We start from the raw sequence: 25,170 nt of genomic DNA, 5'->3' as shown, positions 1-25,170 counted from the left end.
CAATGGCACAAAGCATCAATAAAAAAACATTAGTAACACTGAAGGCTGCCCTGGCTGCTTTCGGTGTTTACTTCTGCATGTACGGTTTCAGGAAACCTTTTACAGTTGCTTCTTTTGAAGGACTCGCCTATTTCGGGGTTGATTATAAAATCCTGATCATCATTGCTCAGGCGGTGGGGTATTTCATTTCGAAATTTATCGGGATCAAATTTATTTCAGAGCTGAAACCTGAAAAAAGGATCGTCTATTTACTGGCGTTCATTGGAGTGGCTGAACTTGCCTTACTGGGGTTTGCAGCTGTTCCTGCTCCTTACAATATCGTCTTCATGTTTATCAATGGGATTCCGTTGGGAATGATCTGGGGAATTGTATTCTCTTATATTGAAGGCCGGAAAACCACTGAAATCATCGGACTTTTCCTGTGTACAAGCTTTGTGGTTTCTTCAGGATTTACAAAATCGGTCGGGAAGTCTATCATGGATACTTTCCCTGTTTCAGAATTCTGGATGCCGTTCTGCACCGGATTGGTTTTCATTATTCCCCTGATTATTTTCGCTCTTCTTTTAGAGAGAATTCCCAAACCTACGGAAGAAGATATTTTGCTTAAAAACAAAAGACAACCTTTGGACCGTACAGAAAGAAAGGCAATGATCCGCAGGTTTTTCATTCCGATTGTGTGCATTATTTTCCTGTATGTCTGTTTAACCGTTTTAAGGGATTTCAGGGATAACTTCAACCGTGAGATCTGGGATGGTCTGCATTTTAGCTTTGACAGCTCCATTTTCACGCTCACAGAAATTCCGATTGCAATAATGGTTCTTGTTATCTTAAGCTTTATGGTGAAGGTGAAAAACAATAAAAAAGCCTTTGCCTACTACCATTACATCCTTTTTGGAGGCATTCTTACCGTAGGATTATCAACGTATCTGTTTCAGAATGATGCATTATCTCCTTTTCTGTGGATGGTGATCTCAGGCTTTGGCATGTACATCTGCTATATTCCTTTCAACGGAATTTATTTTGACCGGATGATCGCCGCTTTTGACATCAAAGGAAATGTAGGATTTCTGATTTATACCGTAGACTCTTTCGGTTACCTGGGAAGTGTATTGATCCTGCTGTACAAGAACTTCGGTTCTGCGCAGACTTCGTGGCTTAATTTTTATATTCATCTGAATTATATCATTACAGCCGCCGTTCTTATTCTTTCGGTCACTGCTTTTTTAGCTTTCAAAAAGAAGGCAAAACCGAATGCAAATTCTAATCAATTCATCAATTTCGATCCGTCGAAGTTTTATAAATTAAAATAACAATGACAGCAAAATTTGATTTAATCGTTGTGGGAGGAGGAATTCTGGGAACATTCCACGCCTATCATGCCTTAAAAAGAGGTCTTAAGGTCGCTATACTGGAAAGGAATTCCGTTCCTCAGGGCGCAACGGTGAGAAATTTCGGACAGGTAGTTCCCTCCGGAATGGATCTTATATGGCAGAACTACGGAAGAGAGAGTCTGGCCATCTATAACGAACTTCACGCTCAGGCAGATCTTACCATAAGAAAAAACGGTTCCGTATATATTGCTTCAAATGATGAGGAAATTCAGCTGATTGAAGAGCTGCATGAAATCAACAGAAATAATGATTACGAATCCGTTCTGTTATCTAAAAACGACTGTATCAAGAAATTTGACGGACTCCGTTCGGATTATTGCAAAGGAGGACTTTTTTTCCCGCAGGAACTTTCGGTGGATTCTGCTGATATGATCGTCAAGCTTCACAAGCTGTTGCAGGAAAAGCTGGGACTTCATATCTTCTACAATACCACGGTTATTGAAACGGGTGAAAACGGACAGAACTGCGTCGCCATAAGTGCAAACGGAACAGAATTTACAGCATCGAAAATCATGATCTGCGGAGGTCATGAATTCAAAACATTATACCCTAAAGTATTCGATGAAAGCGATTTGGAGGTGAGTAAGCTGCAAATGCTTCAGACAAAGCCACAGGGCATTTATTCGCTTCCGGGAAATATTCTTACAGGACTTTCCATCAGAAGATATGAATCGTTCAGTGAGTGTGCGTCTTTTGAAAAAATCAAGGCATCAGAAGATCCCAAATCTTTTGAAAAAAAGTACGGGGTTCATATTTTATTCAAGCAGGCACTTGACGGATCTATTATCCTGGGCGACTCTCATGAATATGCAGATGCCAAAAATGCCGATGATCTTGGGTACGATCTGAATATGGAAATCGACGAATTCATGATTCACGAGGCCAAAAAAATTATAGACCTTCCTACCTATGAAATTCAGAGGAGATGGTTCGGGGTCTATTCCCAGTGCAAGACAAAAGATATTTTTGAACACAATCCTTCTCCGAATATCTACATCGTAACTGGGATCGGAGGCAAAGGAATGACGGGAAGCGGAGGCTTTTCCAAATTTAATATAGATAAAATTTACGCATAAATTTCAATGAAGAATATAGAATTACTGGTTCTGGATATGGCCGGAACAACGATTGACGAAGACAATGTAGTGTACAAAACTTTAACGCAGGCTGTAAACAATCATGGTTATCACGTGACTTTAGAAAAGGTGCTTTCAAGCTGTGCAGGAATGGAAAAGCTGGAAGCTATCACCAGTTTATTGAAGGAAATCGGGGGCAATGAAGAAGATGCTGCCATTATTTTCCAAAACTTTTCGGAACAGTTAAAAGAAGCTTACCAGAAACTGGAGGTAAAGCCTATCAACGGCACCGAAAACTTTCTTTTAAAGATGAAAGCTCTGCATAAAAAAGTGGTTCTCAACACCGGTTATACTTCCGAGATTGCTCAGCAGCTTTTAGATAAATTACAATGGAAGGAAAATATACACTTCGATGCGCTGATCACCGCTGACGATGTTTCAGAAAGCCGCCCGAGCCCCGACATGATCAATCTTGCGATGAAAAAATTCAATATCACTGAGCCGGAAAAGGTTTTAAAAGCAGGTGATTCTGTGATCGATATTGAAGAAGGGAAGAATGCAGGCTGCGGACTGACGATTGCTGTTCTTTCGGGAGCACAGAGCAGAACAGAGCTGGAGAAGGCACATCCTGATTATATTTTTAATACAATTTCTGAGGCTGAAGATATACTTTAACTCTTCTTTCAAATTATACTTACTTTTTTCAGCCTCAATTTTTTACATCAATATAAATGAACCCAATTTTTCACAGATGTATAATCAACATCTGTGAAGAATTTTCAAAATGTACAGATTACATGAACCAGATCGGGAACGTTAATTATTTTTTTTGTTTACTTATAATACAATTTAAAATATAAATCAAAAAAATACAAAATCATTAACACCTATTAAATAAATACGCCCAATCAGCTAATTTCCAACTAATTAACATCAAAATAACTTATATTAGTTTTATTCAATTTAAAAAATTAAATAACAATTTGTAAACTTTTTTCTCAAAACATATTATACTATGAAAACAAAACTCTTCTCAATGGCTATTCTTATGAGCTGTTTCTTTCACGCTCAGACCAAAAAAGTTCTTTTTATCGGTATTGACGGATGCCGTGCAGATGTGATGATGTCCAGCAACATTCCGAACATACAAAACCTTGTCAATCAATCCATTTACTCCCTTGACGGCTTGTGCGCCGCCACGACATGGAGCGGAAACGGCTGGAGCACCATGCTTACCGGTGTATGGCACACGAAACATAACGTTCAGGACAACAATTTCACAAGCCCGAACTACGTGAACTACCCTGACTTTTTAACAAGAGCAGAAACTTATAACCCTAACTTAAGAACGATGTCTCTGGTTAGCTGGGCGCCGATCAATGACAAAATTGTACAGACTGCCGATGTACAAAGCAATCTGGGATCTGATCTTGCCGTAAAAAATGCAGCAGTCAGTGCCATGCAAAATGATAATCCTGATATTCTTTTTGTAGATTTTGACGACGTGGATCACGCCGGACATTCTTACGGATTTGCAGGTACGGTCCCTCAGTATGTGTCTTCAATTCAGGCTACGGATGCCTATATCGGAGAGATTGTGAGTGCGATGAAGAGCAGACCAACTTACAACAATGAAGACTGGCTGGTGGTCTTAACAACCGATCACGGAGCTATTCAAAGTTCTCACGGTGGCGGAAACCTTTCTGAGCGAAATATCTTTAATATTTATTCCAACCCCGGATTTACGCCTCAGCAGATCAGCAAAACCATTCTGGAATCCAATAAAACGTTTAACCAGCTTAGCTTTCCGGCAGGTACGTATGCGAAACCGGCTAATCAGACTCCGTTTAATTTTGGGGCCAGCCAGGATTTTACCGTTGAGTTTTGGGTAAAACCGAATACAGCCTATTCAAGCGATCCGGTGATGGTGAGTAATAAAAACTGGGCGAACGGAAGCAATAAAGGTTTTGTGATCTCCGGAAGCTCCGGACAAAATTTCAAAATGAATATCGGTGACGGAACCAACAGAATTGACCTGACCGGAGGAAAAGTAGAAACAGGAAAATGGAAACATATTGCCGTGAGTTTTGACAGAGATGGTCTTGTAACCTTGTATGAAGACGGTGTTCCCGTGACTTTTGCTAAAATGAATACGATCGGAAATATAGATTCCGGGCTGCCGTTTACCATCAATCAGGACGGTACGAATGTATACGGTGAGAATCTTGCCGCATCCTATAAAGATATCAGAGTCTGGAAATCTGCCCTTCCGAATGATGTGATCATTAACTGGGCGAATCAAGATATTACACCTTCACATCCTTATTATGTACAGTTACTGGCAGACTGGAAATGTAACGGAACTTCAGGAAATACACTGACCGATTCAAGTCCGAATGCCAATAATCTTACCGTAACCGGATCTCCGGCCTATGCTACAGGGACTACCAACGTATTTAAAATATATGATTATAGCTCAACAACGAGAGAAACGGATCATTTCCCTACGGTTCTGAACTGGATGTGTATTCCGGTGCAGTCATCATGGGGAATCGATGGGGTGAACCGTATTCCGGTATGCTCTAACGGTGCTTTGGGTGTAAAGGATATCCAAACAAAAACCGATGATTTCAAACTTTATCCGAATCCTTCGTCAGAAAGCATCAGCATCCAGTACCAATCTGATGATAAGGAAATTAAAGCAAAAATCATCGATGCTAAGGGAGCACTGATTTCAACGACCACTCTAAAATCATCCAACGGATCTTATAACGAAAAAATAAGCATTCAGGGTCTTTCTGCAGGAATGTACTTTATGAAAATGAACGGAAGCAAAAAATCGCTGACGAAGACTTTCATTAAGAAATAGGTGAAGATGGGAAGGCTGAAGCTCGAAGATGGAAGTTATCTTATCCTAAAGCAAAAATTGCAGTGGCCTTTAATCACTTTTTATAGAAACTGTTGAGATGAATGCCTAACAGAAGCTTCCATCACCCCTCTACCAACTTCCTAACTCTACCAACGCATTAGATTTAATTTTTTTGATATTAGAACAAGGATATTCTCATCCGAGTTCTAATATCTTTTTTTTGCTTAATCATTGAATGTCAGCAGCATTTGGGTGTCACAGCGGTCGTAGGCCGAATCTGAAATTGGCATATGTTTGAAGCCTAGCTTTTCATACAGCTTAATCGCAGGAACCAGTACAGAATTCGTTTCCAGAAAAATACTTTCTGCTTTGAGTTCTCTTGCTTTATCCACTAAGGCCTGTCCTACCAGATATCCTATTTTCTTTCCCTGTGCTTTAGGGCTTACCGCCATCTTTGAGAGTTCAAATCTAAGCGGCTCATCGGACATTTTCACCAGTGCACAGGTTCCTACCGCTTCATGATCCAAAATTGCAAAAACAATATGCCCTCCTTTATTTATAATATGCTCTTCGGGATTGTCCAGCAGTTTGTAATCACCTGCTTCCATTCTAAAAAATGTTTTGATCCATTCTTCATTTAATGTTTTAAAAGCTTCTTTGTATTGAGTCTCGTAGTTGATAATGGTTACTTCATTATTCATTTCATTCATCGCTATAGGGTTTAATTGATCGTATTATTTTATATTTTCAGATTTCTCAGATGACACATATTTTAAAACTTTTGTGACTTTTGTGTTTCATATTTTTTCTAACCACTGATTTCACAGATTTTCACAGATGACAACGTATATTTTTTTGAAACATTAAGATCAGTGAAGGAAGCAAGAAGAGTTAAGAAAAAATCTAAAGATTTTTTAAGTTGCAATCCTTAAAGCGAAGCTCCCTTAATGATCTTAAAACCTTAATTCCACTTAATGGTTTAAATCTTACCCATAAAAATGTCTGATTTTTTAAAACTTAAATGCTCTTTTATGCTTTATAATTATACTTAAAATAACTAAAGTGTTTAAAAACTTTTATCACTTTTGTGGTTAATAATTCTTTAACCACGGATTTCACAGATTTTCACAGATGATAACACATAATTTCAAATAAAAGTCTCTGATTTTTTTTTAAAGCTTTAGTGCACTTTTATTCTCAGTACATTGAACTTACAATAACTAAAGTGTTAAAAACTTTTGTGACTTTTGTGGTTAGTAATTCTTTAACCACGGATTTCACAGATTTTCACAGATGATAATGTATATATTTTTTGAAACATTAAGATCAGTGAAGGAAGCAAGAAGAGTTAAGAAAAAATCTTAGATTTTTTTAAGCTGTAGTCATTAAAGCGAAGCTCCCTTAAGCATCTTACAACCTTAATTTCACTTAATGGTTCAAATCATACCTATAAAAATCTTTGATTTTTTCTAAACTTATGTGCTCTTTTTATCCGTAATACATTTTACTTAAAATAACTAAAGTGTTTAAAACTTTTGTCACTTTTGTGGTTATTATAATCCTGTAATCGGAAATTAAATTCTTTTCTTCACCATTCTGGCTAATTTCTCCAGATCGCTCTCCACTCTGTCCGTCCATTCCAGAGCGTAATTCAGTCGCATACAGTTTTGGTACTGATTGTACTGCGAAAACATTCTTCCCGGAGCAAAATTGATTTTCTGGCTCATGGCTTCATCAAACAAATCTTCCGTACAGATCTTTTTATCCAGTTCCAGCCACAACATAAAGCCACCCTTTGGTTCTGAGATTTTGGTGTTGTCAGGGAAATATTCTGTCACCGACTTCTGGATCTGGAGATAATTCGCGTATAATTTTTTTCTGAATGTTCTCAAATGATGGTCGTACCGCCCATGTTCGAGAAAGTCTGCAATGACATCCGGATAGATGGACGGGCTGCATACCGTCTGCACCAGCTTCTGGCGGATCACCTTTTCCTTAAATTTCCCCGGAGCTACCCATCCTACGCGATATCCTGGAGCAAGGGTCTTGGAAACCGATCCAATCCACATCACGAGTCCTGCCTCATCATAAAACTTACAGGGCTTTGGCCTTTCTGCTCCAAAATACAGGTTCCCATAGATATCGTCTTCGATCAGCGGAACATTATATTCTGTGATCAGTTTTACCAGTTCTTTTTTGTTTTCATCAGGCATCTGGAAACCTAACGGATTGTTGAAATTCGTTACAAAGCAGCATGCCGAAAGCGTAGGGATCACTTTTTTCAGCGCCTCCAGATCTACTCCATAAATAGGATGGGTAGGAATTTCCACGACCTTTAGTCCCAATTGCTGAATAGCCTGAAGAACCCCGAAATAAACCGGACTTTCCACGGCTACGGAATCTCCCGGTTTCGTTACTGCCATCAGACAGGTATATACTGCATTCATCGCTCCCGAAGTGATCACCAGATCATCTTCCGAAATCTTCCCTTCCAGTACGAGAGCCCACTTGGCCGATTCTCTGCGCAGATATTCATTTCCCTGTACCGGTTCGTAATCTGTTCCGCTGTCTGCCTTTCTATTAATCACATTGATCATAGATTTTTTCAGCTTGGCCAAAGGAAGAAAACTTTTCCCAGGAATACCTAAAGCAAACTGAGTAACATCAGTCCCGTCAATGGTGCCAAACACTTTATCAATAAGAACCTCAGCTGTATTCTCCCGCTCTGCTAATTTCATAGGAGCAACAGATGGCAGCGCCAGTTTTCTTTGGGAACTCTGACTCACAAAATACCCGTATTTCGGACGTGATTCTACCAGCGAACGGCTTTCCAGTTCCATATAGGCCTGCTTCACTGTATTCAGACTGACATTATACAGCTTTTGGGCACTTCTGAGCGAAGGCAGTCTGTCGCCAAACTGCAGGGTATCACTTTTGATCTGCTCCGTGACAGATTTGGCTATTTTAAGGTAGAGAACGTCTTTGGACATGTGATCTTGGTTTTATAGTAAATGTACAAATTTCCTCCTGCTTTATCCAATATTCAGCCAGCCTACCATTCTGCTGATGCTGCTTTTAAGCTGCTCAGGACTGCGGAAATTAGCGGTATTGTTTTTTCTGAAATAATTTTCTGCGTGCCGGGCAAAATTTCTTTTCTCAGCATCTGAAAGACGGTTTTCATAGATCTTAAAAGAAATCTCCTCTTTTTCATTGATCACAAGGCTGGCAAACGCTACCACTTCCCCTTTCTTTCTAACCAAAAGAAAAGGTACACCGAAATTCTGATTCAGCTGTTTGAGCGTCTGGGTCTGTAGAAAAAGATTTTTCAGGGCCGGCATATCTGAAATATAGACTTCAGCATAAACAGGCTGATTGTGGGTTTGTCTTAAGGTTTCCATATTATTCTGCTTTACTTCAACAAAATTATGGAGTATTTAACTTTGGACACAGATACAGAAGTTACTATTATTATGGATACAGATAGTTGCCAATTTAATCGCCTTTCTCAAATAGTATTAAAATGTTTAAATCTAAGTTTTTCATGAAACTATTAAAAAACAAGAATTTTAATTAGTTTTATTTCATACATAATTTGGAAAACCCCCTTCTTTTATTTCTATAATTCCAGAAGATGTAAGGATATTATCCTTGCATATTTTCATTTTAAATGAAATAACTCTAATATTCCGATGCAATATTTTAAAGAAATCAATGAAATTTAAAATTTTCACCCTCAAAAAAACAATTCTACAAAACTAACATAATTAAAAAAATAAAATACTGAAAATCAATAAATTAAAACTTTAATTATTAACAAAAAAAAAGCTCAAAGTTTGCTATAGCTAACATTTTGTTAACAAAAAAAATAAAATTTATGTTGATTATGAGAATAAATTTGCTTCAGCTTCTCAGCAAAAACACAAACAGTTTTATAACTCTAAGGAAAAGAAAAAAATAATACAATTATGAAAGGAAAAATTTTATTCGTAGCCGCTGCTTTTTTATCAATTGCAGCACATTCACAGGTTGGCATTAATACACCTTCGCCAACAGCAACATTGGACCTTGTCGCTAAAAGCCCTACGGGAACATCAACATCCGTAGACGGGCTTTTAATACCAAGGGTAGACCGACAAAGAGCACAAAGCATGACCGCTATACCCATTTCTACTTTAGTCTACATCAACAACGTAACTACCGGAACACAAACCGGGACGGCCGTCAATATGGATACTGTTGGATATTACTATTATAACAGTACCGTATGGGCTAAACTTAACGTTCCTGTAAATAATATTTACAACACCGATGGAACTCTTACAGCCAACCGAACCGTTAATCAGACAGATAAGACTTTGGCTTTCACAGCAACTGCGGTAAACGCATTTTCCGTTGATGGAAATACATTATCTGTAGATGCTGCCAATAACAGGCTGGGAATAGGGACTTTTGCGCCAACAGCTCAGCTTCATGTAGAAGGTACAGCCCGGATTACCTCGACCTCGACCTCTAGAAATGCATCCAATGCCAGCTTGGTGAAAGATCCTATTGGTAATGTGCTTGCTAAAGCACCGGGATACATATCGGAAAATATCAATATGAATTCAACTGTTAACTGGCAGGATGTAAACCCGGTGGATGTATCAGCTGATATATATTATGTAGACAAATCAGCTACCATTATCTTACCACGAACTAATATTGCAAAGTTTTCAGATCGGGTATTGCGTTTTTATATTTATGGTGGAGTTCATACCTCGACACAACCTGTTACGGTGACGGTAAGAAATGTAATAGCCCTGCCAGGAGCACTTGGGAGCAATCTACCCAGTGGATTTTCCTATTCTGGTTCTGGTAATTCCGGTACGCTAGGACTTTCAGGTCTAAATGTTCAGTACAGAATCATTCAGGTTTTCTGTGATGGAGTGGGCTGGTGGGTGGATAACAAAAACTAAAATATTAAAATTAGTGATAAAGCCCTGGAGCACAACAACATTCAATTTAAAAAGATATAGTTCTAAATAAACAAATGATGAATCCTCAGGCTTATAATCTGCTACATCTCCCCTCGGGTGTGGCAGATAAAGCCAAATTAAAAACACATATTTAAATTATTAAACGCGATAGCAAGATTTAATACAAAACCTTCCTCATTGACGAGAAGTAAAAACGAATCTTTTACTCATATCATTTTTTACAATTAGAGAATTCAAATAAATTACTTTTTATTTCTAGAAGTTTGATTTCACTTCCTTTATATGGTTTTCATAAGAGCATGTAAAATCAATTTATCTAAAGCATCAACACTTAAATAACCCGAAATAGACCTCCTATCTATTTCTATATATTCAGAATATACAAAATATTATACTTGTGTTTTTTGTTTAGAATAAAAATAATTCTAGAATTTCAACGCTTTATTTTTGAAAGAAAACAATGAAAGGTGAAAATTCAAAACAAAAATAACAATTGCATAAAGTTAATGATTACAAAAAACAAATCACTAATAATCAAACACTTAAAAATTAAATTATTAACAAAATAAGTTGTAAAAATTAGTACTGCCTAACAATTTATTAACAAAAAAATTAAGATTTATCCTGTTTATAAGAATAAATTCGCTTCAGCCTTCAGGCAAAAACACAAACAATTTTTTATAACTCTAAGGAAAGATAAAAAAATGCAATTATGAACAGAAAAAATTTATTCGTAGCAGCTACCATTTTATCGAATGTAGCCTATTCGCAGGTTGGTATTAATACTCCTTCACCAATATCTACATTTGATATAACAGCTAAAAACACTACAGGGGCATCAACGTCCGTTGACGGGCTTTTAATTCCAAGAGTAGACAGGCAAAGGGCACAGAGCATGGCCGCAGTACCCATTTCCACTTTAGTTTACATCAACAGTGTAACTACCGGAACACAAACCGGGACAGCTATCAATATGGACACTGTTGGGTATTATTATTATAATGGCACCGCATGGGCTAAACTTAATGCTCCCATAAATAATATTTACAACACGGATGGAACTCTTACAGCCAACCGAACCGTTAATCAGGCAGATAAGACCCTGGCCTTTACAGGAACTGCAGTAAACGCTTTCTCTGTAGATGGAAATACAGTCTCTGTGGATGCTGCCAATAACAGAGTTGGAATAGGAACACTCACGCCTCAGAAAACATTGCATGTTAATGGGTCTGCGCAAGTCACCAATGAGTTGAATGTGGGAGGGAATGCTACTACAGCTGGAAGTGCGGGAACTACAGGACAGATCCTTTCTTCCAATGGAGCTAATGCTGCACCTTCGTGGGTAGATAAGGTTACAGCATCTACAGGAGTAGGGGTTACAAAGCAACATCTCACACCAGCAAATCCAAATTCAATTTTAAATAGTGCTTCAGGAGATTATTCATTCAGGTATTCCTCAACGTCAACTAACGGGTACTGGCAAATCAGATTAAACACTCCTTCGGCAACAGTGTTCAGTATCTTTGATGTAGAATTTGAAAGCAGGCTAGGTTCTGTTAGCAATGACTATAATAATACTGTTTATCAGCGTAGACTTGTAACAACAATTTCTCCAAATGTATGGACGAGTTTAAACCCTAATAACGCTGCAGGAGCAGCAAATGAGTACAATGTTTACCATATCTATAATCTTTCTACGGGCGTCATTGTCAGATTTACTTGTGCTCTTTCAGCACTTCCAGCTACCAACCAATCTATGATTTTAGAAGAATTTTAAAGACATCAATTATATCTCCTTCATGTTATAATGAACAATATAATCAAAGCAATAATATTTTCAATATTGATTCTAATACACAATGATGAATCCTCAGGCTTTCAATTTGCCACATCTTTCCTCGGTGTGGCAAGTAAAGCCACTTAAAAACACATTCCGATAACAATTAAAGAAAATAATAAACCCATTAAAGTTATTATTCACAATAAAGAAAAAATAATTATGAAAAGGCCATATGCTGACCTTATTGGTCTTACCAAAAAAGATCTGATCAAAAAAATGGGGGATGAATTTAATTTCTATCCCGACACGACCTGGATTTATCTTTTATCTAAAAGTTTTTTCGGAAGAAAAACTTACCTCATCATCCATTTCGAGGAGGAAATCGTTAAAAGTGCAGAAGCCAGAAAGACCTATGGAAATATCTACAAAACAAAACTATAAACAAGAATATAAAACCAATTACATGATCGCCATCAATAACAGAAAAAGAGTACTCTTATATCAATTCTTATATGCCTCTATTTTATTTATGCCATTAACTGTGCTGCTATATCTCAATTACAGTGAGTTTTTCATTATTTGCACAGCTCTATTCATCTTCCTCAGCTCTATAAAATTCTTCTTTTCAAAATATTCCGAAATCAAGATATATTCGGACCATATTGTTGTAAAAGTATATTCTATAGCCGGAAAGGTTCCCTTTCATTTTTCACCTATCGCTTTTGTAGACATTCAGACTTTTTATATCGATGAAAAAGAAAGGAAAATCGTTTTCTGTACCGAATTTGAAATGAATACCAAAATGACCAGTTATTCAACGAAATATTTTACAAAAGAACAAGTACTGAAACTAAGAACAGCTCTAAAACAAAGAATAAAAGAAAACATTCAGCCTTTATCAGCATAGCAGGACAAATCTATATAAAATTCTAATTCTTGCAGAGTACATAGGAGTCACCATAAAAACAAATATTGCTTACAATGAAAAAAACAAAACCCAACTATAAAAGGATCTACGAGGATATTCTCACCTATAAATATCCTGAAAAAAGATCACTTTGTCTTTCCATTTTGTCAAAAAGCTTCTTTTCTGTGAAAGATGTAATTAAGATCAATGATATCATCTTTCCGCCAAGCAAAGGAAGTGAGAAATCTGAAAACCAAAAACACCGCTCCTATGACAAATTTGCAGTGATGGAGATGCTGGATTATCAGCAAAAGAACAAATTAAATAATACTCAACTGGCAGCGCATTTCAATCTCAGCAGGAATACAGTCGCCAAATGGAAAAAACAGTTCCTGGTAAGCAGGATAGCATAAAAATTTCAAGTCACAGTCCTTATTAGTTTATTATTTCTCAGACAGGCAGGAAGATTTCGTACTGTAGTAGTTTTTTTTCATGGTTCTAGTTTTCATAAAAAATGAAATCTTACCTGCCTGTTTTTCTATCGAATCCCTCTTTCCTGGATTTCATACTTCCTGTTCATTAAATATGAAATGCACAAATCTTTTCACGAATGACGCGATACGATAGCCTTGTCTGTGTAAAAAATAGTGGTAGTGTATTTCCAATTTTTTACGGTATTACTTCTTTGGAAATGAATGGATACCTATTAGGTGTATTGAAGGATATTCCATTGTAAGTATAAAAACAAAAAACTCTCTGTACATGTGATACAGAGAGTTTTTTTGTGTGGTGCGGATGAAGGGACTCGAACCCCCACGCCTCACGGCACCAGATCCTAAGTCTGGCGTGGCTACCAATTACACCACATCCGCTGGTTTTTCTTTGTTTAAAGAACTTGTCTCGCTTTGAGACTACAAATATAAAACATTTTGTCTTAAAATAAGAACTAAAAAAGCATAAATACTCACAAAAAGTAAATAAATATTCTTCTCACAAACCTTATTAAAACTAAAAAAACTCTCTGTCGAAAAAATCTACAGAGAGTTTTAGTACCCCGGGCGGGACTTGAACCCGCACGTTCTTACGAACACAGGATTTTAAGTCCTGCGTGTCTACCAGTTCCACCACCAGGGCAGGTGTGGAGCGAAAAACGGGATTCGAACCCGCGACCCCAACCTTGGCAAGGTTGTGCTCTACCAGCTGAGCTATTTTCGCATAGTGCGGATGAAGGGACTCGAACCCCCACGCCTCACGGCACCAGATCCTAAGTCTGGCATGGCTACCAATTACACCACATCCGCTGGTTTGTTTATTTTAAAGAGCTTGCTTCGTTTTTGTGAGTGCAAATATAGGACATTTTCCTTTACCTCCAAACTTTTCAGAAAAAAAAATTAAAATTCTCACATTTTTTTTCTGCCTCACCTATTATTACATTTCATTTTCTTACTTTTACAACGTTAATAATTACAATATGGAATTACAAGGAACGGTAAAGAAACTTTTTGATGCTCAGACATTTGCAAGTGGTTTTCAAAAGAGAGAAATGGTTATTTTAACCCAGGAACAGTATCCACAGCCGATAAACATAGAATTTTTGTCTGATAAGATCAGTTTATTAGATAATCTTAAGGAAGGTGAAACTGTAAAGGTGGGAATCAACATCAGAGGAAGAGAATGGGTTTCTCCACAGGGCGAAACTAAATATTTCAATTCTATCACAGGATGGAAAATTGAAAAAGTGATGGACAACGGATCTGAGCCTACTCAGGCGTCCCCTTCTCAGTCTGCATCTCCAGTTTCCAACGAAAACCCTTTCGCTGGCGACGATGACGACGATTTACCTTTTTAATTAAAAGAAATAGATCAAATATAAATCCTGCTTGCTCAAGTGGGATTTTTTTTCCAAAATATGGTCCGACTAGACGAAAATGAGATTTCATTCCCCGATCCTGAACTTTATGACGGGCAAGAAGGCCTGATTGCTTTTGGTGGCGATTTGTCCGTAGAACGTATTTGGTTTGCTTACCAGCTGGGAATCTTTCCCTGGTATAATCCCGGAGAAGAAATACTATGGTGGAGCCCGGATCCGAGGTTTGTACTATATCCTGATGAGCTGAAAGTATCCAAATCGATGCGAAAAATTCTGAACAGGAATATTTTCACCTTTTCAGAGAATAAAAATTTCAGGGAAGTGATCAGAAACTGCCAGCAAACCAGCAGAAGAGAACAGACAGGAACGTGGCTTTCCGATGAACTGATGGAATCTTTCATCCAGCTTCACGATTATGGTCTTGCCAAAAGTATTGAAGTATGGCAGGATGAAGAACTGGTGGGTGGATTTTACGGCCTTCAGATCGGAAGTGTTTTCTGTGGCGAAAGTATGTTTGCCAAAGTGAGCAATGCCTCTAAGGCCGGTTTTATACACTTTGTAGAAAGCAATAAAGACAGCCTTGATCTTATTGACTGTCAATCCCATACCGATCACCTGGAGAGCTTAGGCGCAAAAATGATTCCGAAAAAAGAATTTTTAAAAACCTTACACAAAAACAATGAACGCAGATAAAGAAAAATGGATCCTCCTGATTGTATTAACGGTTATCTGGGGATCATCATTTATTTTGATCAAAAAATCACTTGAGCATTTCAGCCCCTATCAGGTAGGCGCTTTGAGAGTATTGATCGCTGGAATTATTCTGATGCCTGTTGCTATTTCAAAATACAAACTGTTTCCCAAAAAACATTTAAAATGGCTTATTCTGGCTGCATTTACGGGAAATTTCATTCCCATGTTCCTGTTTCCAATTGCGGAAACGGAAGTGAGCAGCAGTATTGCAGGAATTATCAATTCTATGATGCCCATCTTTGTGATCATTGTAGGCGCGCTGGTATGGAAATTTGAAACCACCAAAAGACAGATCGTAGGAACAATGATCAGTTTTGCAGGGGTGTGTTTACTGGCATTCGGTGGAGACGGTGAAGGTGGAAAGTTTAAACTGATCCCGATCTTACTGTTATTACTGGCAACATTATGCTATGCTTTAAGCACAACGACTGTAAAATCTAAGCTTATGGATGTTTCTTCTACGATTTTATCCGCATTTGTTTTTTCCTTCGTCTTATTTTTCCCTTCTCTTATTGCTTTGACCTTCACGGGATTCTTTTCGACATTCAGTTTTAATGAAGATAATATGCTGGGACTGATGTTTGTAGGTCTGCTATCCATCTTTGGAACAGGGCTTGCCATGACGCTGAACTATCGGTTATTGAAAGTTTCCACACCCCTTTTTGCGTCAACAGTAACGCTGCTAATGCCGATTGTAGCTATTATCTGGGGCTTTTTGGATGGCGAAAAACTGAGTTTATTGCAGTTTGTGGGAGCAGGGGTCATTATTGGCGGACTGGTCTTTTTAAGGGCTAAATCTGACGTCGTCAAAAAGTAAATCCGTTTTCTATACCATGAGGAGATAGCAAAAGATTTTGATTTAATTTATTTTGATGCAAAGTTTAAAGCTAAACTGCTTTAGTTTTCAGTGGAGTAAAGAGGCTGGCTTCGCCACTGATTAAGCGAACGTTTTACCATATGTTTCATCGAATCAATTTCATTGATTCCTTCCTTGCATTCCTTATACCGGATGGTGTTATAGTCAAACTTTGCGTGAAAAAATCAGCATTTTATTTTCTCTTTCAATTACTTTTAAAAATATCTCGCAGATCATGCAGATGGCACAGATGTTTGAGTATACTTTTTAATGATTTTAAAATTGATCTCAATTAAAATATGATCTGCATAATTTGCCTAATCTGAGAGGAAAAATTCAAACCATTAAGACTCTGTTAAGCTTTTAAGAATATTAAGTTTTAGCTTCGCCTTAAGACATACAACTTAAAAAGTCATTTGATTTTTTCTTAACTCACCTTACCGTCTTCATTGATCTCAATGTTTTAAAAAAAATATCAACCACAAAAGTTTTTAACTACTTTAGTTATTTTAAGTAAAATGTATTGCGGATAAAAATGCATTAAAATCTGTCTCATCTGACAAATTTGCGAGAGATAAAAAAATATAAAGCTTTAAACTAAAGTACTCTAAAGCGTTTAAAGAATTAAAAACAAAAATCCCGCATTTCTGCAGGATTTATTTATTTGGATTGTTTTAAAATCTTTAAGAATTTTAAGTATGGATGAGGAAGATCATTGATCCAAAGACTTTCAGAAACTTCTTTCCTCCATCTCCCCTCTTCCAATTTCCTAAGAATTCTTCTTTTTCACTTTTGCTTTGACCTTCTTCACCTCATCTTTAATGAAAGGATATTTTTTCTGCATATCCGTAGCCAGTGATGAATCTTTACTTAATGCTTTCTGAAGGATTTCTGTTCCGTTTTCAGGCCTTTTCAGGTTGAAATAACAGTTGCTTAGCTGATAATACAGTTCTGCCCTGTCGTGTACCTTAATAGCCCTGTCCAGAATAGTCACCGCTTCTTCATACTCTCCAAGAAGCATTAAAACTTCTGAATACGCATACCAGTTATAAAATCTTGAAGGTTCAGCGTCTACGAGCTTTTTCAGGCAGGTAAGGCTTTCTTCAAATTTCCCGGAATCAATCAACAGAAACGCCAGTCTTTTCTGATAGTCAAGATTGGTATCATTCAGGTGAGTGGCTTCCAGTGCAAAATGCAGCGCTTCTTTCATACCACCCATTTCTTCATATAAATAAGACTGCTCCATCATCGCAAGATAAAACTGCGGGTCTTCTCTCAGTGATTTCTGAAACGCATTAAGAGCCATGATCGACTGTTTCTGCGCTTTATAGCATAATCCTATTTTATAAAAAGTAAATGCTTTGGTATATTCAAGCTCAAGCATTTCCTCATATACTGCCACGGCTTTCTGATATTGTCCTAAAGCTTCATAACAGGCTGCTTTGTTAGCATATACTCCTACAGAACTTGAATTGATCGCCAACAGGTAATCATACCCTTTGATGGCTTCTTCAAAATTCTTTCTGTTGAAATAAAACTGTCCGTATTCAAACCATGCGGTTTCGGAATAAGCAAATTCATCTAAGTATTCATTAAGAAAGGCAATAGCCTCCTCGCTCTTATTCAGGTCGCTGAAGCAGATCATACAGTTTTCAAGCGAATACTCGTCTGTAGGGTCTTCTTTCAGAGCTTTTCTGTAGTGCTTAAGAGCGTTAAAGGGATCTCCCAGGTTTACATATTCGTCCGCAATAAAGTTGTGCAGAAAGTTCTCTTCTTCCTGCAGTTCTAAGGCTTTTTTGCAGATGTCAATGGCTTTTCTGGGGTTTCCCAGGTTCGAATAATACTTCGCATAGCAAACCATAAAGTCTGTGTTTTCCATCGATGCCCCTTTCAGTTCGTCGATGAGTTCTTTTGCGGTATTATAATCTTCCCACTCCAAGAGAATTTCAAGTCTTTTGATCTTGATATCTAATGAATTCGGGTGAAGCTTAAGGCCATAATTAACAGCATTGTCTGCGTAGTTAAAATCTCCCAGCTCCAAATAATAAACAATGATATCTTCCAACTCTTCGGTATCGAAGTAGAATTCATCATTATTTTCCATCATTTCCTCGAACTTTTTTACAAGTTCATTTCCAAAATACTCTTCCAATAGTGTCGTCTTTGTCAGCCCGATGTCTGAATATGCTTACAAACCTCGGCAAACTTTATTAATTAATAATAACTTCTGAATCTGAAATTCAAATGTTTATGCAAAGTTGCAACTTTTTTTTGAATTAATTTTTCATAAATTTCTATTTTAAAGATAGTAAAAAAAGAAAACAGATAAAAGGATTGTGGATAAAAAACGCAAATTGTGGTTAAATAGTCAGAACAAGTCTTTTTCTGGCCGGAATTTCGGCATTCCAGACCGTTTCTATATCCTTTATTTCCCATTTCTACTATCCCTTTATGATTTGAAAGGCGATTTTCTGGACAGAAAACTCACAGATAAAAAAAGAACGGAGCATTTCTGGTCCGTTCCTTATTTATTTTAGATTAAACTTTTAATTTTAGCGATGATGTCATCTCCCAGTTTATCGGCTTCTTCCTGAGTGTAAGCTTCAGTATAGATTCTGATAATTGGTTCTGTATTGGATTTTCTAAGGTGAACCCAATTGTTTTCAAAGTCAATTTTAACACCGTCTACAGTAGAAACTTCTTCGTTGTGATATTCTTTTTCCATTTTGGCTAAAATATCATCTACATTGATCTCCGGAGTCAGTTCTATTTTCTTTTTCCCCATAAAGTAGCTAGGATATCCGGCTCTTAATTCGGAAACTGTTTTGCCTTCTTTAGCCAAATGCGTTAAAAACAATGCAGCTCCCACTAAAGAGTCTCTTCCGTAATGAAGATCAGGATAGATAATTCCACCGTTTCCTTCTCCTCCGATCACAGCATTCTTCTCTTTCATTAAGTTCACAACGTTCACCTCTCCTACAGCACTGGCAAAATATTCCGAATCATGGCTTCTCGCAACATCTCTCAAAGCACGGCTTGAAGAAAGGTTTGAAATGGCAGCTCCTTTTTTATGTTTCAATAAATAATCTGCAACGGCAACCAGGGTATATTCTTCCCCGAACATCTCTCCATTTTCATCAATTAAAGCTAATCTGTCTACATCAGGATCTACAACGATTCCCAGGTCTGCTTTTTCCTTTTTCACCAGTTCACAGATGTCTCCCAAATGCTCTTTTAAAGGCTCAGGGTTGTGTGGAAACTGTCCGTTCGGTTCGCAGTATAGTTTTATGGTCTCGCAGCCTAATTTATCCAACAACATTGGAATAGCAATTCCTCCTGTAGAGTTTACCGCATCAAGAACGATTTTGAATTTCTTCTCTTTAATAGCCTCAACATCTACCATCGGAAGATCTAAAATCTGCTGGATATGAATGTCAAATGCATCATTTCTTGTTTCATATTTCCCAAGATCATCTACTTCAGCGTAGTTGAAATCTTCACTTTCAGCCAACGCAAGTACTTTGGCCCCATCATCTCCACTGATGAATTCTCCTTTGCCATTTAAGAGCTTAAGAGCGTTCCATTGTTTTGGATTGTGAGAAGCAGTAAGGATAATTCCTCCGTCTGCATTCAGTTCAGGAACCATAATCTCCACGGTTGGCGTTGTGGAAAGCCCTAAATCTACTACATTGATGCCCAATCCCTGAAGAGTAGCCGTTACCAGTGAAGAAACCATTTCTCCTGAAATTCTCGCGTCTCTTCCTATAACAAGGTTTAAATTCTTTTTATTCTGTGTATTCTGAAGCCAGGTTCCGAATGCAGAAGCAAATTTCACCACGTCCAGAGGAGTCAGGTTATCATTTACTTTTCCGCCGATGGTGCCCCGGATCCCTGAAATAGATTTTATTAACGACATTCTGTTTTTATTTTTTAAGTTGTTTTTTATTCCGGACAAAGATACTTAAAAGACCCTTAAGTTATAAAACAGGAATCTTTTTCTGAATCTTATCATAATTTCTTTCCACCACTTTCGGAGGGGGAAAACGGTAACCTATGTAAAGGAGTCCGTACAGGTTATTGTTCTGCACAGTCTGATCACTTTTTTCATTGTATGCAGAGGCATTGACATTGAACTTTCCTCCAAACAGGATTCTGTCTGTATTGTACCCGATATGAAGCCCCGTAGCAAATCTAAAGGTCAGGTACTGTGTGTTTTCTTTATTAAACTTTGTTCCGTCACCACGGATGTCCCAGCTGCTTGAAAACATTCCTCCAAACCCCAGTGAGACATTGGGCGCGATGTTGACTCTTTTCTTCGCTCCAAGTACCCAATTGTAAAAGTAGCCTATATTGGCTCCAAAACTGTACTGAGTTTCTTTACTTTTCTGCCCATTTAATATATCTCTAAAAATGGAAAGATCATAATCTACAAAAGGAACCCAGCTTCCGCGGCTCTGTTTCTGCCATTCGCCTTGGGTATAAATGCTTTTCAGGGAAAAATCATTCTTCAGGACATACGCTGTAGATCCTCCAAAACTTTGAATCCTGAGATCAGGAAACTGAAGATATGGATCTATTCCTTCTCTCCATTCCGGAAAGAAGTCTTTCATATTTTCCAAGTAAAAACCTTTTACATTCTTGTAGTAAACGGTCTGGATAAATTTTTTCGGGAAAAACCGGAATCTGAAGTCTGCATAGGAGCTGCTGCCTTTAAGTTCGTTATCATTATTATCCGGAAGAAAATTCGGGGTAAATGAAACAGTGGCACTTATAATTCTGTAATCGATAGAAACAGAAGCCCTTGTTTTGTTATTGATCGCATAACTCATTTCTATCCCTTTATCTTCAGGGCCCTCCGTATAAACATATTTTTCAATATTGGTATCAAGGTTGATGCGGACCATAACCTGATCTGCATAAGATTTGATTTTGGTGGTATCGGTCTGGGCTTTTGCCATAACCATTACAAGGACAAATAGAAGGGCTGCTGCTGATTTCGGGCTCAAATCGAAATGGTTTTAGTTTCAGAAAATGAAATTACTACAATTTTTTCAATTATAAGCTTAAAGCAGGACTATGAACACCCGCAATCTTTATCACAGCCGGTTCTTTTGGAGCTGAATTTTTTCGGCGCAAAATTCTTTCTGAGCACTTTAAATAAAGAGTAGCAGGCAAATGCAACGATCAATACGATAATAACGTACTGGAATAGTAATGAAGTATCCATTATTTTAAAATCTGATATGCTATCAACGACACAAAATAGGCCAAACCTGTCATCATCGCCACCTGAAAGCCGGTCCATTTCCAGCTTTTGGTTTCTCTGTAGACTACTGCAAGTGTAGAAACACACTGCATTGCAAATGCGTAGAATAAAAGTACGGAAATTCCGGTAGCAAAACTGAAGACTTTTGAGCCATCCGGATTTACATCTCTTCTCATTTTATCGATCACTTTTACTTCGGGAGCATCATCTTCAAGGCTGTATAAAGTAGACATCGTTCCCACGAAAACTTCTCTCGCTACAAAACTTGTCAGAATCCCCACGCCCATTTTCCAGTCGTAGCCAAGGGGTTCAATAAGGGGTTCAATTCCTTTCCCCATTTTAGCCAGATAAGAATGATCCAGCTCAACGTTTGTTGCTACAAATTGTTCAGGCTTCTGTTTGGGTCCGAAATAGCTCAGGAACCAGATGATGATACTTACAATAAATATGATTTTTCCTGCTCCTGTAATGAATTCCCAGACTTTCCCCAACACCATTTTAAAATCGTATCCGAAAAGTGGTTTTTTATAGGTTGGAAGATCCATAACAAGATAGGTTTTCCCTTCACTCTTGATAAATCCTTTAAGAATAGCCGCTGAAAGCAAAGCTACAACGAAACCTAAAAGGTACATACCCATCAGCACCAGGGCTTTATATTTAATTCCAAGAAAAGATCCTTCTGAAATAATCAGTCCGATAATGATACTGTAGACCGGAAGTCTCGCGGAACAGGTCATGAAAGGGGTTACCAATATGGTTAACAGTCTTTCTCTTACATTCTCGATATTTCTTGTGGAAATTACGGCAGGAATAGCACAGGCCGTTCCCGAGACCAATGGAACAATACTTTTTCCATTCAATCCGAACGGACGTAAAAGTCTGTCCATCAGGAATACCACTCTCGCCATATATCCTGAGTCTTCCAGCAAATAGAGGAAATATAATAAAATCCCGATCTGAGGGGCAAAGACTACAATGCCTCCGATCCCGGGAACAATTCCGTTTGAAATCAATGAATTAATGGGTCCCTCCGGCAGATGTTCTCCTGTAAAGGCTGCCAGCCATGAGAAGAAACTTTCGATCCAGTTCATTGGATACTCGGCCAGGAAGAATACGCTTTGGAAAATAATCAGCAGGATCATCAGGAATACGACATAACCCCAGAATTTGTGAACGAGTACTTTGTCCAGTTTTTCCGTCAGAAGCTCTTTAAACTGCGCTTTTTTAGAGATCACATCTGACAAAATTTTGTCAACATTCTGATATCTTCTTACGGTTTCCTGCACCTGAAGTCTTTTAGGAACCAGACTTTTAGAATCAGGTTCGTTCATCTGGTCTTTGATGGATCCAATTCTTCCAAGGTCAGTGCCTAATGAAAGACTCATCCATGCTTTATATTCGTTGTCGATGCCTTTGTGGGCCGCTAATTTTTGAATAAAATCTTTGTGTTCGTTTGGGGTTTCGAAAGAGTTTTTTTCTGCTTTTACAAAACCGCTGTTGAGAACAGCTTGTCTGATCTCATCGATTCCAAGTTGCTCTTTAGCATTGGTCTGGATGATTTTGAGACCCAAAGCATCAGAAAATTTCTGGATATCAATGCTGATTCCTCTTCTTTCTGCCTGGTCGATCTGGTTCACCACCAAAATCATCGGAATTCCAAGGTCCTGTATCTGCTGAAACAGAAGCAGTCCTCTTTTCAGGCTTAATGCTTCAAGAATATAGATAACGCCGGCGTAATTTTTTTGCTCGTCAATAAGAAATTTGGAAAAAATAGCTTCATCTTCTGAGCTTGGATAGACACTGTACGAACCCGGCAGGTCGATCACCTCAACTTCCTCGTTTTTATAGGTGTATTTTCCTGAATGGCTCGCTACGGTAACTCCTGCGTAATTTCCGGTTTTCTGTTTTTTGTTGCACAGTGCATTGAAAACCGTAGACTTTCCTACATTGGGATTCCCGACTAAAAGGACCTGTTTTTTCTTATTTTCCTGCATTAATTCAATTCTTCAACAATGATATAATTTCCCTCTTCTTCACGTAGAGCGATTCGGCTTTTTTCCTCTCCAAATTCTACATACATAGGACCGTTGAATGGTGCCTGGTACAATATTCTGAAAATTGTTTCCGGCAGCAATCCCATTTCTATAATCTTGTTAGGCATTTTCAGGTGATCGTTATCATAGCCCAAAATCTTCCCCATTTTGTTTTTAGGGAATGTGCTTAATTTATGTAAGTCCTTCTCTTTCAAAACCTGCTTTTTTGTAAAGGCAAATATACGCTATTTAAATTTAATCTAAATAACGATGGGTATGAAAGAAATCAACCCAAATACATGGCTGTATCTGGGTTGATTCAAAAATATAATTTAGTTGATATGAATGTTCTATTTTTTCTTTTTCTCTGGAGCTTGGGATGAAGTTTCTATTGGATTATCATTAGCACTAAAGAAATCTTTGTAGCCTTTTTCCTGTTTTTTCATCATGTCTCCGATCGTTCCGTCCATTCCCGGAATTGATTTGGACATCATTTCCTGTGTCATCATTGGTCTTACTGTTGCAAAAGGGTCTTTTTTAAAATCATTAAATGTTTTCTCAAACTTATCTCTTGGCATTTCTGTTACTTTTAAACCAACATTTGAAATTTTTTCCATGTAAGTTACTTCATCCCAATTTGGAACTTTTTTGTTTCCTTTAAGAACCCAGGAATAATTCTTACCTTCATCTTCAATCTTTACGATCAAGCCTGGAAGTCCCGAAAATTTATAGGGCCCATCCTGGAAAGGAAGTTCAGAACTGAACCAAGCAGTCCACTTTTTTCCTCCAAATTCTGTTGTTGCTTTTTGGGCGTTGTAAGTTCCTATTTTTGTTTTTTCATCAGAAATTTTCCAATCGAATTTTGCCGTTTCATTATATCCAATACTCATTGGAGTAAATCCGCTTGCAATTCTTTCAATATACTGAATTTCCATATTTGGATAAGTTTTCACAATTTTTTCTGAAAACTTCGGCATCTTGAAAGATTTCGACATATCTTTAAACACACCCGCCTTCTGCATTGCTTCAATTTGAACTTTTAGAATTGAATCTTGTCCAACAGCGGTAAAGTCTCTGTAAATAGATCTACCCTTAACAATATCAAGGGCCATAACTACATTGTCCATCTTTGCAGAATCTTTCTTCGGTTTAAAAGTAAGTTCGTAAAAGAAACGGTTCGCTGTTTCTTTTGATTCTTTCGAATCCTGTGCTGATGCGAGGGCAAATAGAGCAATAAAGAATACAGAAAATAGATTTTTCATTGTGATAATGTTTATTAATTAGTTACTGATTGTTGAAATATGTTACAGTTTTTTTTCAAAAATTTATTTACAATCCTGTAAATAACTGAATACCAAAATACTATTGACCATTAATTATTCCGTTTATTTTT

General features: G+C 37.6%; 21 protein-coding genes and 4 tRNA genes. 12 read left to right on the top strand and 13 right to left on the bottom strand.

The genetic code is table 11. The features are described from left to right. Positions 1–2: 2 nt before the first annotated feature. From BM143_RS22490 to BM143_RS22475, 4 genes are all read left to right on the top strand, one after another. Entirely contained in the window at positions 3–1,310 is a 1,308-nt protein-coding gene (locus BM143_RS22490; protein WP_090027489.1) for a DUF5690 family protein, read from the top strand. 2 nt (positions 1,311–1,312) lie between these two features. Further along, on the top strand, positions 1,313–2,467 hold the full coding sequence (locus BM143_RS22485; RefSeq protein ID WP_090027488.1) for a TIGR03364 family FAD-dependent oxidoreductase: 1,155 nt from the start codon (positions 1,313–1,315) through the stop codon (positions 2,465–2,467). 6 nt (positions 2,468–2,473) lie between these two features. Then, on the top strand, positions 2,474–3,142 hold the full coding sequence (locus tag BM143_RS22480; RefSeq protein WP_090027486.1) for an HAD-IA family hydrolase: 669 nt from the start codon (positions 2,474–2,476) through the stop codon (positions 3,140–3,142). 340 nt (positions 3,143–3,482) lie between these two features. Then, complete coding sequence (locus BM143_RS22475) at positions 3,483–5,336, top strand: LamG-like jellyroll fold domain-containing protein (protein ID WP_090027484.1); 1,854 nt, start codon at positions 3,483–3,485, stop codon at positions 5,334–5,336. Positions 5,337–5,560: 224 nt separating this feature from the next. On the opposite strand, the gene BM143_RS22470 is transcribed toward BM143_RS22475, so the two are convergent. From BM143_RS22470 to BM143_RS22460, 3 genes are all read right to left on the bottom strand, one after another. Beyond that, complete coding sequence (locus BM143_RS22470) at positions 5,561–6,046, bottom strand: GNAT family N-acetyltransferase (RefSeq protein ID WP_090027483.1); 486 nt, start codon at positions 6,044–6,046, stop codon at positions 5,561–5,563. Between the two features lie 864 nt (positions 6,047–6,910). After that, the gene (locus BM143_RS22465) at positions 6,911–8,326 is read right to left on the bottom strand and encodes an aminotransferase-like domain-containing protein (protein WP_090027481.1); all 1,416 of its coding nucleotides are present in this window, start codon (positions 8,324–8,326) and stop codon (positions 6,911–6,913) included. Positions 8,327–8,368: 42 nt separating this feature from the next. Continuing rightward, complete coding sequence (locus tag BM143_RS22460; RefSeq protein ID WP_090027480.1) at positions 8,369–8,734, bottom strand: hypothetical protein; 366 nt, start codon at positions 8,732–8,734, stop codon at positions 8,369–8,371. Positions 8,735–9,301: 567 nt separating this feature from the next. Here BM143_RS22460 and BM143_RS22455 point away from each other — a divergent pair. The 5 genes from BM143_RS22455 (at position 9,302) to BM143_RS22435 (ending at position 13,412) form a co-directional block, all read left to right on the top strand. Next, a complete protein-coding gene (locus tag BM143_RS22455; RefSeq protein ID WP_090027478.1) occupies positions 9,302–10,291 on the top strand; it encodes a hypothetical protein in 990 nt (329 codons plus the stop codon). A 733-nt stretch (positions 10,292–11,024) separates the two neighbouring features. Then, entirely contained in the window at positions 11,025–12,089 is a 1,065-nt protein-coding gene (locus BM143_RS22450; RefSeq protein WP_090027477.1) for a hypothetical protein, read from the top strand. Positions 12,090–12,311: 222 nt separating this feature from the next. Continuing rightward, positions 12,312–12,533: a hypothetical protein gene (locus tag BM143_RS22445; RefSeq protein WP_090027475.1), complete on the top strand. Its 222-nt coding sequence runs from the start codon at positions 12,312–12,314 to the stop codon at positions 12,531–12,533. Between the two features lie 22 nt (positions 12,534–12,555). Continuing rightward, positions 12,556–12,999, top strand: coding sequence for a hypothetical protein (locus BM143_RS22440; protein ID WP_139222097.1), 444 nt, complete (start codon positions 12,556–12,558; stop codon positions 12,997–12,999). A gap of 74 nt (positions 13,000–13,073) precedes the next feature. Further along, positions 13,074–13,412, top strand: coding sequence for a helix-turn-helix domain-containing protein (locus BM143_RS22435; RefSeq protein ID WP_090027472.1), 339 nt, complete (start codon positions 13,074–13,076; stop codon positions 13,410–13,412). Positions 13,413–13,786: 374 nt separating this feature from the next. On the opposite strand, the gene BM143_RS22430 is transcribed toward BM143_RS22435, so the two are convergent. The 4 genes from BM143_RS22430 to BM143_RS22415 all read right to left on the bottom strand — a co-directional run bounded on the left by BM143_RS22430 (position 13,787) and on the right by BM143_RS22415 (position 14,300). Beyond that, positions 13,787–13,871, bottom strand: a tRNA-Leu gene (locus BM143_RS22430). A gap of 178 nt (positions 13,872–14,049) precedes the next feature. Continuing rightward, positions 14,050–14,133 (bottom strand) — tRNA-Leu (locus tag BM143_RS22425). Between the two features lie 5 nt (positions 14,134–14,138). After that, positions 14,139–14,214: transfer RNA gene (locus BM143_RS22420), tRNA-Gly, on the bottom strand. A 4-nt stretch (positions 14,215–14,218) separates the two neighbouring features. Then, positions 14,219–14,300: transfer RNA gene (locus tag BM143_RS22415), tRNA-Leu, on the bottom strand. 170 nt (positions 14,301–14,470) lie between these two features. Here BM143_RS22415 and BM143_RS22410 point away from each other — a divergent pair. From BM143_RS22410 to BM143_RS22400, 3 genes are read left to right on the top strand one after another with little or no spacing between them, the layout of a single operon-like run. Next, the gene (locus BM143_RS22410) at positions 14,471–14,848 is read left to right on the top strand and encodes a DUF3127 domain-containing protein (protein ID WP_034724756.1); all 378 of its coding nucleotides are present in this window, start codon (positions 14,471–14,473) and stop codon (positions 14,846–14,848) included. A gap of 60 nt (positions 14,849–14,908) precedes the next feature. Further along, complete coding sequence (gene aat, locus BM143_RS22405) at positions 14,909–15,562, top strand: leucyl/phenylalanyl-tRNA--protein transferase (RefSeq protein WP_090027470.1); 654 nt, start codon at positions 14,909–14,911, stop codon at positions 15,560–15,562. Further along, the gene (locus BM143_RS22400) at positions 15,549–16,439 is read left to right on the top strand and encodes a DMT family transporter (protein ID WP_090027469.1); all 891 of its coding nucleotides are present in this window, start codon (positions 15,549–15,551) and stop codon (positions 16,437–16,439) included. The genes aat and BM143_RS22400 overlap by 14 nt, the downstream gene beginning before the upstream one ends. An 808-nt stretch (positions 16,440–17,247) precedes the next feature. Here the strand turns inward: BM143_RS22400 and BM143_RS22395 are convergent. The 6 genes from BM143_RS22395 to BM143_RS22365 all read right to left on the bottom strand — a co-directional run bounded on the left by BM143_RS22395 (position 17,248) and on the right by BM143_RS22365 (position 25,039). Continuing rightward, positions 17,248–18,630, bottom strand: coding sequence for a tetratricopeptide repeat protein (locus tag BM143_RS22395; RefSeq protein WP_090027467.1), 1,383 nt, complete (start codon positions 18,628–18,630; stop codon positions 17,248–17,250). A gap of 381 nt (positions 18,631–19,011) precedes the next feature. Next, complete coding sequence (gene glmM, locus BM143_RS22385) at positions 19,012–20,394, bottom strand: phosphoglucosamine mutase (RefSeq protein ID WP_090027562.1); 1,383 nt, start codon at positions 20,392–20,394, stop codon at positions 19,012–19,014. Between the two features lie 61 nt (positions 20,395–20,455). Beyond that, positions 20,456–21,484, bottom strand: coding sequence for a DUF4421 family protein (locus BM143_RS22380; RefSeq protein WP_139222096.1), 1,029 nt, complete (start codon positions 21,482–21,484; stop codon positions 20,456–20,458). A gap of 220 nt (positions 21,485–21,704) precedes the next feature. Beyond that, positions 21,705–23,738, bottom strand: a complete 2,034-nt coding sequence (feoB, locus tag BM143_RS22375; RefSeq protein WP_090027462.1) for a ferrous iron transport protein B — start codon at positions 23,736–23,738, stop codon at positions 21,705–21,707. Beyond that, positions 23,738–23,992, bottom strand: a complete 255-nt coding sequence (locus BM143_RS22370) for a FeoA family protein (protein ID WP_034724538.1) — start codon at positions 23,990–23,992, stop codon at positions 23,738–23,740. The genes feoB and BM143_RS22370 overlap by 1 nt, the downstream gene beginning before the upstream one ends. 135 nt (positions 23,993–24,127) lie before the next feature. Further along, positions 24,128–25,039, bottom strand: coding sequence for a GLPGLI family protein (locus BM143_RS22365; protein ID WP_090027460.1), 912 nt, complete (start codon positions 25,037–25,039; stop codon positions 24,128–24,130). Between the last annotated feature and the right edge of the window lie 131 nt (positions 25,040–25,170).

Source organism: Chryseobacterium oleae (assembly GCF_900115055.1).
GTDB classification, from domain to species: domain Bacteria; phylum Bacteroidota; class Bacteroidia; order Flavobacteriales; family Weeksellaceae; genus Chryseobacterium; species Chryseobacterium oleae.
The sequence above is the reverse complement of the archived record's forward strand: the minus strand, read 5'-3'. Positions and strand labels throughout refer to the sequence as shown.

Excerpts from the sequence above, each read along its gene's own strand:
- BM143_RS22490 (WP_090027489.1), top strand. The coding sequence starts at position 3 with ATGGCACAAAGCATCAATAAAAAAACATTAGTAACACTGAAGGCTGCC.
- BM143_RS22485 (WP_090027488.1), top strand. The coding sequence starts at position 1,313 with ATGACAGCAAAATTTGATTTAATCGTTGTGGGAGGAGGAATTCTGGGA.
- BM143_RS22480 (WP_090027486.1), top strand. The coding sequence starts at position 2,474 with ATGAAGAATATAGAATTACTGGTTCTGGATATGGCCGGAACAACGATT.
- BM143_RS22475 (WP_090027484.1), top strand. The coding sequence starts at position 3,483 with ATGAAAACAAAACTCTTCTCAATGGCTATTCTTATGAGCTGTTTCTTT.
- BM143_RS22470 (WP_090027483.1), bottom strand. The coding sequence starts at position 6,046 with ATGAATGAAATGAATAATGAAGTAACCATTATCAACTACGAGACTCAA.
- BM143_RS22465 (WP_090027481.1), bottom strand. The coding sequence starts at position 8,326 with ATGTCCAAAGACGTTCTCTACCTTAAAATAGCCAAATCTGTCACGGAG.
- BM143_RS22460 (WP_090027480.1), bottom strand. The coding sequence starts at position 8,734 with ATGGAAACCTTAAGACAAACCCACAATCAGCCTGTTTATGCTGAAGTC.
- BM143_RS22455 (WP_090027478.1), top strand. The coding sequence starts at position 9,302 with ATGAAAGGAAAAATTTTATTCGTAGCCGCTGCTTTTTTATCAATTGCA.
- BM143_RS22450 (WP_090027477.1), top strand. The coding sequence starts at position 11,025 with ATGAACAGAAAAAATTTATTCGTAGCAGCTACCATTTTATCGAATGTA.
- BM143_RS22445 (WP_090027475.1), top strand. The coding sequence starts at position 12,312 with ATGAAAAGGCCATATGCTGACCTTATTGGTCTTACCAAAAAAGATCTG.
- BM143_RS22440 (WP_139222097.1), top strand. The coding sequence starts at position 12,556 with ATGATCGCCATCAATAACAGAAAAAGAGTACTCTTATATCAATTCTTA.
- BM143_RS22435 (WP_090027472.1), top strand. The coding sequence starts at position 13,074 with ATGAAAAAAACAAAACCCAACTATAAAAGGATCTACGAGGATATTCTC.
- BM143_RS22410 (WP_034724756.1), top strand. The coding sequence starts at position 14,471 with ATGGAATTACAAGGAACGGTAAAGAAACTTTTTGATGCTCAGACATTT.
- aat (WP_090027470.1), top strand. The coding sequence starts at position 14,909 with ATGGTCCGACTAGACGAAAATGAGATTTCATTCCCCGATCCTGAACTT.
- BM143_RS22400 (WP_090027469.1), top strand. The coding sequence starts at position 15,549 with ATGAACGCAGATAAAGAAAAATGGATCCTCCTGATTGTATTAACGGTT.
- glmM (WP_090027562.1), bottom strand. The coding sequence starts at position 20,394 with ATGTCGTTAATAAAATCTATTTCAGGGATCCGGGGCACCATCGGCGGA.
- feoB (WP_090027462.1), bottom strand. The coding sequence starts at position 23,738 with ATGCAGGAAAATAAGAAAAAACAGGTCCTTTTAGTCGGGAATCCCAAT.
- BM143_RS22365 (WP_090027460.1), bottom strand. The coding sequence starts at position 25,039 with ATGAAAAATCTATTTTCTGTATTCTTTATTGCTCTATTTGCCCTCGCA.